This window comes from Treponema sp. UBA7570 (assembly GCA_002477955.1).
Taxonomy (GTDB): domain Bacteria; phylum Spirochaetota; class Spirochaetia; order Treponematales; family Treponemataceae; genus Treponema_D.
In genome coordinates, this window is the sequence record DLLE01000060.1 from 1 (window position 1) to 11,060 (window position 11,060).

At 41.5% G+C, this 11,060-nt stretch carries 9 protein-coding genes; 5 read left to right on the forward strand and 4 right to left on the reverse strand.

Translation table 11 applies throughout. The features are described 5' to 3' along the window. Positions 1-227 precede the first annotated feature (227 nt). Positions 228-1,973 carry an ammonium transporter gene (locus tag B4N75_RS07935; protein WP_296023355.1) on the forward strand — a complete coding sequence of 582 codons (1,746 nt, stop codon included), beginning with the start codon at positions 228-230 and terminating at the stop codon, positions 1,971-1,973. Between the two features lie 207 nt (positions 1,974-2,180). Here B4N75_RS07935 and B4N75_RS07940 read toward each other — a convergent pair whose 3' ends face one another. From B4N75_RS07940 to B4N75_RS07950, 3 genes are all read right to left on the reverse strand, one after another. Continuing rightward, positions 2,181-5,555: an alpha-amylase family glycosyl hydrolase gene (locus tag B4N75_RS07940; RefSeq protein ID WP_296707075.1), complete on the reverse strand. Its 3,375-nt coding sequence runs from the start codon at positions 5,553-5,555 to the stop codon at positions 2,181-2,183. Positions 5,556-5,697: 142 nt separating this feature from the next. Further along, positions 5,698-6,717, reverse strand: a complete 1,020-nt coding sequence (locus tag B4N75_RS07945; protein WP_296668344.1) for a radical SAM protein — start codon at positions 6,715-6,717, stop codon at positions 5,698-5,700. Between the two features lie 5 nt (positions 6,718-6,722). Beyond that, positions 6,723-7,130: a hypothetical protein gene (locus B4N75_RS07950; RefSeq protein WP_296668346.1), complete on the reverse strand. Its 408-nt coding sequence runs from the start codon at positions 7,128-7,130 to the stop codon at positions 6,723-6,725. 330 nt (positions 7,131-7,460) lie between these two features. On the opposite strand from B4N75_RS07950, the gene B4N75_RS07955 reads away from it, so the two are divergent. The 3 genes from B4N75_RS07955 to B4N75_RS07965 all read left to right on the forward strand — a co-directional run bounded on the left by B4N75_RS07955 (position 7,461) and on the right by B4N75_RS07965 (position 9,294). Beyond that, positions 7,461-7,907, forward strand: coding sequence for a PTS sugar transporter subunit IIA (locus tag B4N75_RS07955; RefSeq protein WP_296023337.1), 447 nt, complete (start codon positions 7,461-7,463; stop codon positions 7,905-7,907). Between the two features lie 76 nt (positions 7,908-7,983). Beyond that, positions 7,984-8,415 (forward strand): hypothetical protein, encoded by a 432-nt coding sequence (locus B4N75_RS07960; protein WP_296668348.1) that lies wholly within the window; start codon positions 7,984-7,986, stop codon positions 8,413-8,415. 132 nt (positions 8,416-8,547) lie between these two features. Continuing rightward, complete coding sequence (locus B4N75_RS07965; protein WP_296023330.1) at positions 8,548-9,294, forward strand: transglycosylase SLT domain-containing protein; 747 nt, start codon at positions 8,548-8,550, stop codon at positions 9,292-9,294. A 135-nt stretch (positions 9,295-9,429) separates the two neighbouring features. Here the strand turns inward: B4N75_RS07965 and pflA are convergent, their stop codons facing one another. After that, positions 9,430-10,176, reverse strand: coding sequence for a pyruvate formate-lyase-activating protein (pflA, locus tag B4N75_RS07970; RefSeq protein WP_296707077.1), 747 nt, complete (start codon positions 10,174-10,176; stop codon positions 9,430-9,432). A gap of 472 nt (positions 10,177-10,648) precedes the next feature. On the opposite strand from pflA, the gene B4N75_RS07975 reads away from it, so the two are divergent. Further along, positions 10,649-11,032: a PEGA domain-containing protein gene (locus tag B4N75_RS07975; RefSeq protein ID WP_296707079.1), complete on the forward strand. Its 384-nt coding sequence runs from the start codon at positions 10,649-10,651 to the stop codon at positions 11,030-11,032. The last annotated feature ends 28 nt before the right edge of the window (positions 11,033-11,060 follow it).

Sequence of the window (11,060 nt, forward strand, 5' to 3'; positions counted from 1 at the left end):
GCCCCTAGGAGAATGGGGTGTCGGCGCAACGGCGGAGCAAAGCGACAAAGTGCGGCGCAGGGGAAAGGCTTTTCCCCTCTCCATAATTCTTATTTTATTGTAACAAATGCTGTCGCATAGCACGGCAGTAAAAGTATTGTTTTAAGCACAATGGCGTGCGGATTTTGTTCGTTTTTTAGCCGGACTGTCCGCGCGCTTTTTTTTGAATTTTTTTTTGGAGGTAATTTATGGATTCAGCTGCACTAATGGAAGCGGTAAAGTCGGTTTCTAGCGACTTGTGGGGCGTTTGGTTTCTTTTAGGCGCCGCCCTCGTATTTTGGATGCAGGCCGGATTTGCAATGGTTGAAACAGGTTTTACCCGTGCGAAAAATACGGGCAACATCATCATGAAAAACCTGATGGACTTCTGCATTGGAACTGTGGTGTTTATTTTGATTGGATTCGGACTTTTCTTGGGCGAAAACGCGCTTTTCGGCTTGATTGGAAAGCCGAACTGGCAGATTTTTACAGATTACGGCAATTTTGACTGGTCAGGCTTTGTGTTCAATCTTGTATTCTGCGCGACAACAGCGACAATCGTTTCCGGCGCAATGGCGGAGCGCACAAAGTTCCTTTCTTACTGCGTCTATTCCGCTGTGATTTCTGCGGTAATCTATCCTATTGAAGCGCACTGGACTTGGGGCGGCGGCTGGCTCGCGCAGCTTGGGTTCCACGATTTTGCAGGCTCTAACTGTATTCATATGGTCGGCGGAATCTGCGCTCTGATTGGAGCTGCAATGGTCGGTCCTCGCATCGGAAAATTTACACGCGACAAGAGCGGAAAAGTGACTGAGGTTCACGCGTTCCCAGGCCACAATATTCCAATCGGCGCGCTCGGTGTATTTATCCTTTGGTTGGGTTGGTACGGATTTAACGGTGCGGCTGCGACTTCTGTTGCCCAGCTCGGTTCAATCTTCGTTGCCACAACAATCGCTCCGGCAGTTGCGACTGTTACCTGTATGATTTTCACTTGGATTAAATACGGAAAGCCTGATGTTTCAATGTGCTTGAACGCTTCATTGGCAGGTCTTGTTGCAATCACTGCTCCTTGTGATGTCGCGGACGCTCTTGGCGCTTCAATAATCGGAATTGTCGCAGGTCTTCTGGTTGTATTTGGCGTATGGCTTTTGGACTACAAACTTCATGTTGACGATCCTGTCGGAGCAGTTGCAGTTCACTGTTTTAACGGAATTTGGGGAACAATCGCTGTAGGGCTTTTTGCAAACCCGGCAGTTCCTGGATATTCAATTGCAAATAAGGCTGGCGAGCAGCTTGCAGGACTTTTTTACGGCGGTGGATTTGAGTGCCTCGGTCTTCAACTTCTCGGAATGATTTCAACAATCGCTTGGACTGTTGTCACAATCACGATTTTGTTCACAGTCATCAAGAAAATTTTCGGGCTTCGCGTTACAGCGGAAGAGGAAATTGTCGGTCTTGATAAGCTCGAGCACGGACTTGATTCAGGATACGCGGGATTTGCGACAACTTATTCGACAGAAGAAGTCGAAGAAGCAGAGAATGCTGGCATCGAAATTCCGTCTCTCAGCGTTCCAGTTTCCGGCACAGCTTCAAAAGAAGCAATAGCGCACAAGGTCGTAATTGTTACACGCCAGAACAAGTTTGAAAGGCTCAAGGCCGCGATGAACGAAATTGGAATAACCGGCATGACTGTAAGCAATGTAATGGGCTGCGGAATGCAAAAAGGAGCAAGCGAATATTACCGTGGCGCTCCAGTCGAAATCAACCTTCTTCCAAAAATCAAGGTTGAAACCGTAATCAGCAAAGTTCCGGTAGACACGGTTATCGAAGCGGCACGCAAAGCCCTTTACACAGGACACATTGGCGACGGAAAAATCTTCATAAGCGATGTGACAGGCGTTGTAAAAATCCGCACAGGCGAAACAGGCTACGATGCCCTTCAAAACGACAAATAGTTAAAAAAAATAGCGGTTTGACGTTAAACGGTGATTGAGCACAGTCAAAAGTGCATCGGTCGCCGTTTTTTTTAGGGCGCCACCCGCTTTTGCGGGCCGGAGTACTACAGGCTTCGGTGCCCTCGGTGCTTTGCACCGGCTTCGCCGCCTTCCGTGTTCCTGGCGCATCAGCTTGCTAACCGTCAAATCCTCATAAAAAATTCAGTTTTATTCTTTTTTTGCCGTCTTTTTTTTAGTTTTTACAGATTTTTCATCTTTTTTTGATGCTTTCGCAGTTTTTTTCTTTTTTGGAGCAAAAGTTTTCAAGAAATTCTCGCACTTGTATTCAGATTTTTTCTGAGCGCTGTCGAGATTCTTAAAAATTTTTTTGATTTTTTCTGTCAGAGCTTTTGATGTTCCCTCCAAAAGAATTTCTTCGGCTTCTTTTAGTGCATTTTCCATCATCTCTTTGTTAAACCATTTTACGCCGTCAAATTCGTTTGTTCCTGTCAAACTCTTGCTGTATTCTGAGCTTACAAGCAGTTTTGCAAGCGAAAGTTCATCAATTTTTGCGCTTTTAAAAATAAATGTTTTTTCAAAGAAACTGTACGAACCTTCGATTTTTTCTGCAATCTTGCGCTGCAAATTCCAGTTTAAGCATAATCCCGTTTTTGAGAGCGGTTCAAGCAAAATCAAAATCTGTTTTTTGAGCCTCAGGATGCTGTCTTTTTTCTGAACCGGCGCCAGTTTTATTGCCGGAAGCTTGATTTTTTTCTTTGCCGGTGCAAATTTTTCAGCAGTTTTATAGAACTCTCTTAGCGGCGCCTCAAGTTTGAGCTTAAGTTCACTGCTAGAAGGCTTTTTGTTTTCTTCAAAGAATTTTACGGTTTCGTCCAGCAAAGCGCCGAATTTTTCATAGATTTCCTTAAAATGCAGTTCTTGCCAGGCAATTTTTAAGTCTGGAGTTCCGCTTCCATTCAAAAAGTTGCAAAGTTCTTCAAGTTTTCCGTCGCTGTCTTTTTTCTGCTCAATGTTCATAAAGACCTGAGTTTCAAAACCGTTCAGAGCAATAAACATTCCATGTTCGCAAATATCCTTTGAGCGTCTTATGTACCATTTTGCAGAGCGCTGTTCGTAAAAAATTACAAAACTGCCGGCTTGTGCATTCAGTCCCAAACCTTCGGAAAGTGAGCGCGAAACAAGCTTTTTGTCGTTTTCGCCAGAACCTGTTTTTACGGCATATTCGCACGACTGTTTTATCCAGCCGGCCGCACGTTCGTATTTGTTGTTGTAGAAAACGAGTGTATATTCGTGTCCGCAACGGTTTGAATAAGCAAAGACGTTTTCGTTTACGCTTCCGTTGTTCCAGACATCGTAGAACAAAAAGTCTTCAACTCCTGCAAACAGATAGCGTTTTTTGAGAAGAGGGAAAATTTCGTGGTTATGCCGTTCAATTAAATACTGGTCAGGAGATTCGTCGCGGTAAGAGCGCATATATTCCATTCCGTATTTTTCTTCAAAACCTTCAATCTGTCCGTGTCCAAACATTGGCAGCCCAGGCATTGTTATCATAAGCGTGCAGACGCCAAAATATTTGTCGCCTTTTCCAAACTGGGCAACTGCCGTTTCTTCGTCCGGATTGTTCATAAAATTTACATAACGCTTTAAAATCTGCGGATCAAAGGCAATCGTGTTTTTTACTGTCGAACGATACTTAAAGTTTTCTTCTTTTTTAAGCATGTTCATAAATGCTGAATTATAAACTCGGTGCATTCCAAGTGTTCGTGTAAAATATCCTTCCATCATCCAAAATGCTTCTGCAAGAAGGAGGGTATCAGGAACTTCTTTTGCAACACGATCAACAACTTCGCGCCAAAATTCATTTGGAATTCTTTTTTCAAATTCTTCTGCCGAAAGCGCATATTCGCTTCTGGTTGCAATGTCGCCGCCTTTTCCTGGTTCTGGATACCAAAGCCGTTTTATGTGTTTTTTTGTTAAAACCATGGCCGCATCAAAACGTATAATTGGAAAGTTTCTTGCAACATGCAGAATTTCCTGCATTACTTCTTCGCGGGCCTGAGGATTTAAAAAATCAATCTGAGCTGTATCGTTCCACGGCATTCCTGTTCCGTCGTTTCCGTGGTAAATGTAGCGCGTATCGCCAGTCTGAGTATCGACGCGTTTAAAGACAACGGCACAGTCATTTTTTGAGTAATAATGGTCTTCCAGATAGATTGCAACCCTGCTGTCGTGGCTCAAGTTTACACCGTTAAAAGTGTACTGCGGAAAAGGATTGTCGCGCCTTTGAACGAACAAATCCGGTTTTTCAACCACCCATTTAGAATCCATTCCGGTGTGATTTGGAACCATGTCGCTTGCAAGTCGGATTCCGCGCTGCCAAAGCCTTGTACGCAGGTTTTTAAGCGCGTCCCAGCCGCCAAGATTAGAAGCAATTTCATAATCTTCGAGAGAATATGCGCTTGCCGCTGCTTCAGGATTTCCGCATAACTGTTTTATTCTCTTGCTTGCAGAAGAACGCTCCCAAAGACCGATTAACCAAAGTCCTGTAAAACCCCTGTCGCGCAGCAAATCTAGTTCTTCGTCAGGAATCTGATCCAGTCTCGAAATTTCCCTATTGTATTTTTTAGAAAGCTGAAAAAGCCATACAAGGACGGTTTTTGCCATTAAAACAACGCGAGGCATCCATTCTTTGTCGCTGCTAAACCTCTCATATTCTTTCATTAAATAGTCGTAGTTTGGAGGACTCATGTCCGGGCTTCCTCCGTTTGTCGGACGCCATTCCGGTTTCCATTCTTCAGACAGAAGGTCGCTTCCTCCAAAAAGTCTCTTTATCCAGTAATCTTCACTTTCGCCTTCGCCCGGCAAAAAAAGATCAGACCAATGAATGCGGACATAATTCAACTGTTCTTGCAGATTGTCCGGAGCAAATTTTACAGGTTCTTTCAAAAACGAAATCAAATCGTGGCCGTAAGTTCCCCAAAAAGGCAATTGCTTAAAATAAGACTGAATAAGTTTCCATGATTCGCCATAAATTGACTTTTTTTCCAAATTAGAATCGTCAAAAAGCGGATAAAAAGGCTTAAAAGCAGGATTTTCGTTCGCCAGATGAAGCATAATCATCTCTTCGAGCGTCTGTTCCCGGTTTGTGCGCGTGCGATTTGTCTTTCGTTCAACCATTTCAGTGTTCAAAAAATCTTGAATTGAACATTCGCCCTTGTAAACTGCGACCGGTGGAAATTCCTCGCAAAAAGCCGTCAAAAGAGAATCGACTTTTTCTTTAGAAAATTTCGAATCAAGTTCACCTAAAGCTTCTTTAAATGCATCAGGATATTTTTGTCTTCTGTAAGTCCAGCATGCAAGATGAAAAACTTCGTCCAAAAGTCCCATTGCGTTCAGAGTTCCTGCGCTTACTTCTGTTTTTCCGTTCTTTTTTAAGTATTCGTTAAATTTTGCCTGAAAAGCCCGTACTGCTGGCAAATTCGCAAGAATAACGTTGCCGCTCGAAGAAAAAAGCCCTTCAGAAAAATTACAGGCGTTTCTGACCGTCCGCGAAATATGAAATTCATTGTAAGAAAAGGTCATTTTTTCCTCCGTTTTGCGCATTTATTTGAAAAATTTTTGCCGATTTTTTTTGCAAAGAAAGTAATTGCAAGACAATTCAAAAATCGACATTTTTCTCATTATAGCATACTAGAAGGCAAAAATGACATTTTGAGGTTATTTTTTATTCAATAAAACCGTTTTTCCAGTGCCAGACAGGTTTTGCCAGTTTATTTGAAAAAGGCTGTTGTTTTGTAAAGTCCGGAAGCCAGTCCGTATCAGTGCTCAAATCCTGATAAAAAAGCAAGTCAAAATCAAAAGCTTCTATCATATCGCGCAGATCCTGGTCTTCGGTTGTGTTTACAAGCCTGTTTTCGATTGACGAAAGCGCATTTTTCCGTTTTTTCAGTTCATCTTCGCTTCCTTCAAAGGGAACTGGAGTATACTGGTTCATGAGCGAAATTATCGCTTTTTTGTCTGCGTTTTCTTTGAGCCACGAAAGCACATCCACAGTTTCTTCAAAACGGCCTGGCAAGAAAAGGTGGCGTATTATTACGCCTTGAAGGAGTTTTTGTTTTGTTATTCTATTTTTTTTTACGCTGGCAAATTTAAGCGGATTGTGTTCAATCATCCACAAAAGGGCTTTTTTTGCAACTTCCGGATAATCTTCGGCCGAGCACAGTTTTTTAGAAAGTTCTGAGCTCAAGGTCTTAAAATCCGGCAAAAAAATCGTCACTAATCCGTCGAGCATTTCGAGCATTTCAACGCTGTCATAACCGGAACTGTTCCAGCATACAGGCAGTTTTAGTCCGCGTTTTTTAGCTTCTTCAATAAATTGCGCAAGTTTTGGAATGTGGTGGCTCGGCGTAACAAGATTTATGTTTTCCGCGCCGGCATTTTCAAGTTTAAGACAGATTTCTGCAAATTCCTCTTTAGAGACAGTTTTTCCCATTCCCTGCTGGCTTATCTGATAATTCTGGCAGAACGCACAGCGCAGGTTGCATCCAGTCAAAAAAATAGTTCCGCTTCCGGAATGAACAGTAACAGGAGGCTCTTCTCCAAAGTGCAGGCACGCCACCGAAACTTTCAGGTCAGCGTCTTCAAGACAAAATCCTGTTTTTCCGGCAAATCTATTTACACCGCATTTTCGCGGACATAGCCTGCATTCCGAATACAAATTTACAATTTCGTTATCGCTAATCATAAAAACTAAAGCGCGCCGTTATCAAGAATTATGCTCATAAAATTCTGCAGACTGTCCAAATCCAAATTTTCAGCTTCGTCATCGCAAAAATCCTTGAGAGTTTCCCAGTCGTCGCCAGTTAAAATTGAATAATCTTCGTCAGAATCTCCGTCCAAAAAGTTCTGAAAAACCGTAATCCTGTCGATATTTTCCTGCGAAGGTTCATTTTCGACGTCGGCCGAAGAAAAAATATACGAATTCAGCCAATAATCCGCAATCGACCTTGCCAAATCGCCTGCATTTCTGTTTGAAGAGGCAAAAAGACTTGAAATCTGCTCGCAAACTTTTCTGCCGTCGTATTTTCCGCCATTGTCAGCGCGCACGTGCTTTTTAATTCTCTGAATATCAGCCAAAAATTTAGAAGTATCCGACATATTAACATTCCTTTTTATAAATATAAATTAAATTTTTATTCGGGACCATTTTTGCTTTGCAAAAAGCGGGCTTTTCGCGGCTCCGGCAATTCGCCTTCGACCAAAGGCAAGCCTTTGTTTTCGCTGCGCTCACCGCTTCAATCCCTTGTCTAAAAGACCCGAAAATTTAAAAACTTCATTTTTATTATAGAAAAACAATATTTAAACTTCAATAAAAACAAAAACGGTAGTATAATAAAACTAGAATCAGGAACTAACCAAAAGTATCTTTGGTTATTTTTTAAGAAAAAAATTCTTGACTTTGGTAACAAGGGAAGGTAAACTAAAATTATGGACTTAAGAACAGTATTAACACCTGAAACTGTAGAACTTCATCTGCAGGGCAAAACAAAAGAAGACATCATCGACGAGATGCTTGAAATTTTAGTTAAGGCGGGAAAAGTAACTGATAAAGCTGCTGCCCGCGAATGTGTACTCGACCGTGAACGCAAAATGTCTACTGGTATGAAGCACGGAATCGCTATTCCACACGGAAAAACAGACACTGTATCAGATTTAGTAGCATGTATCGGTATTTCTGATAATCCGGTTGATTTTGATTCTTTGGATCAGGAACCATGCCGTATCTTTATTATGACACTTTCGCCAGTAAATAAAACTGGTCCGCATCTTCAGTTCTTGGCAGAAGTAAGCCTTTTGTTCAAGAGTGCAGAAAAACGTCAGCAGATTCTTAATACGCAGGACAAGGCTGAAGTAATAAAAATTCTTACCGAATAGTTTTTTGGCGAGAAATCGGGGAGGCTCTTGACCTTTTGGTCAGGGGCTTTTTTTATTTATACAAGCTGGAGAAAATATGAAATTTGAAAAAATTTTTGAATCAAAAAATCATAAACTCTATAAAACGACAGGAGAAGAAGTTCCTGTAACAGAAAAAATGATTTTTCCTGTAAAATGGAGCGACGTGGAAGGCGCAGAAGAAGAATATGATGAAAATTTTCTTGCTCAGCTGCGCGACCGCCTAAAAGTGCTCGAAGAAAAAAACGAATTTGTTTTTTTGGAGCCTGTTTACGACAAAAAAGCGACTCCAGGACAGTTTAACAACGCAATGAAGCATACAGCGCGCCGTGTAAAAGACTGCAAATCAGTTATTGGAATGGCTCTTGTAAGCGAAGTTGCCGATGACGCAGATGTTTTGAGCGATTTTTTGGAGAAAATTTCAGAAAAACATCCGCAGTATGTTTATTTTGCAAAAAAGCCCTGCACGGAAGACGTTGTGCTTTATTAGGTCAAAAACCTGCATAAAATCATAAAAATGTCGCATATAACGGAATTTTGTTGAAAATAATGCAGATTATTACAATTTATTCTAAAATCTCTAATTGAAATTAGTATTGAAATGTGCAACTATGAATCCATTATGAGTTCATATACTGCAAAATTGTTCAGGGAAGTTCTTCCTGTCAGCGTTTTGTTTTTAAGTGTGTGCTTGCTGATATATTTTTTACTTCCCTCTGGAGAAACAGAATCTGTTCTTGATTCTTATGCTGAATTGGCCAATGCAAAATATTCAGAAGAATTGGCGCTCGAAGTTGGATTAAAACCGGAATATTTTGAGTTTTCAAACGAAAATGACCGTGGTCTGGAGCTTTACAGACAGCCTGGCTCTCGCGCATCTGTTGAATGGTTTTATACTCAGGTGACAGGCAACCGTCTTGTTGCACTTGCAATCCTTGAAAATGCCGACAGAAACAATATTCCATTGAGCCTTGCATTTAGCCTTGCTTTTGTAGAGAGCCGCTTTAAGCCGGACGCAGTCAACAGAAATTCAAATGCGACTGTTGACAGAGGACTTTTCCAGTTAAACAGCGCGTCTTTTCCACATTTGACTGAATCAGAATTTTTTAATCCTGAAGTAAGCGCAAAATACGGAATGATTCATTTGCGCTGGTGCATGGATCTGGCTGGAACAGGAAATGATGTGACTGCGCTTGCCATGTACAATGCCGGTACAACAAGGGTTCGTGCAAATAAGACACCTCAGCATACCCTAAACTACGTTGCAAAAATCAGCGCATATCGGGTAAAACTCGAAGGCCGTTTTAATTCAGACGTGGCTTCTTTTTTTAACGGTTCACAAAAGAACACAAGTCTTGCAAAAAAGTAACACTAAAATTATTTTCCCTGCTGCTTTTGTGGCAGGGATTGGAGTGGTGCCGAAGGCAAACAAACGCTTGCGTTTGGTCGCAGCCACGCAAAGCCCGGCGGGGCTTTGTAGCCCCCGGCCACCCAAATTCTTATTTTATTCCTGCCATCGAGTATATTTATCACATTCCAAAATCTTTCTTGCGTTTTCGATCTGTTCTGCGGACGGCATTGGCGTATCTTCAAGGGCGTATTTGATTCCCAGGTCGCGGTATTTTGAAATTGCAAGGTTGTGGTAAGGAAGAATTTCAACGCGGTAAACATTTGAAAGAGTACGGATAAAATCCCTTGTTTGAGTCAAATACTCATCGTTGTCCGTAATTCCTGGAACAAGCACGTGGCGAATCCAGATTGGCTTTTGAATTTCGTCGAGATAGGCAAACATTTCGCGGATGTTTTTTCCGGTTTTTCCTGTGAGCTTTACGTGCTCTTCCTCGTTTATGTGCTTGATGTCCATAAGAAGAATGTCTGTAACTTCCATCAATTTTTTGAATTTTTCAAACCATTCGCCTTCTTTTGTAAACGGTTCTCCAGCTGTGTCAATGCAAGTATTGACGCCTTCTTTTTTTGCAAGCGTAAAGAGCTCAATTAAAAAATCAATTTGCAGCAGCGGTTCTCCGCCGCTTACTGTAATTCCGCCTTTTTTCCCCCAGTACGAGCGGCAGGAAAGCGCTTCTTTTAAGACATCTGCAGGTTCCCAAAGCTTGCCTTCTTTCATAATCCAGGTGTCCGGATTGTGGCAGAATTTACAGCGCATATTGCATCCGGCAGTAAAAACTATAAAACGTGAGCCTGGACCGTCTACGCAGCCAAAACTCTCAAACTGGTGAATGTATCCTTTCATATTGTACCTCGTAAAAATCTAATTCTTTCTATAATAATCTAACAAATTTTCGGCATTAAGAAAAATAATTTTTCAAAATTTTTCTTAATTTTAAGGAATAGAAAGCAGAATAAAAGCAGACATAGACGGAAGTTTTACAAAGCGGAATCAGAAGAAATACAAACTTCTCGAAAAAACGAAGCTTCGCAATTGCGTCGGGCTAAACGAGGGGCATTGGTTTGCAACGGCTTTGGCAATATCGTTTTTCTCTTGGCTACTTGACTTTTTTTCGGGGGGGGTAGCATTTTTTAGCTTTAGCTTAAAAAGGAGCATGTAATAAGAACTTTGCCTAAAATAGCGTCAAAGTTTTTATTAACAAGTTTGCGTTGCAAACTTTCTTATCAACTGCAATTTCTCGCTTCGTTGCGAAATTGCGTTAAAAAGTCAAATCGAAAATTGATATTTTCTCATTGGCTTTTTATGGGAGAAAAAGATGAATCTAAAAAAAATTGGAGCAAACGTTACGGCTGGAATTCTGCTGGTGATTTTTTGTGCGTCTTGCGTTACGCAGACAAGAGTTAATTTTTTGACAGATGTTGACGGCGCGGAAGTTTATGTTGACGGAGAAAAAATCGGAACAACTCCTGTCCAGAAAAAACTCAGCAACGCGGTTTGGAAAGATCCTGACATTTTGATAAAAAAAGAAGGCTACAAGGATTTGTATACTGGCTTGAACAAAGAGATTAAAGGCGTAAATCTCGTTAGCGGGCTTCTTCTTTGGTGGCCCTCATTGTTTTGGGTTTACGGTCCAAAGAAAAATCAGAGCTATATGCTTATCCCTTCCGCAAACAGTGTTCAGGACAGCGTGAATGAATAAAATTCGGCTTTGTCATAGCCGAAAATCT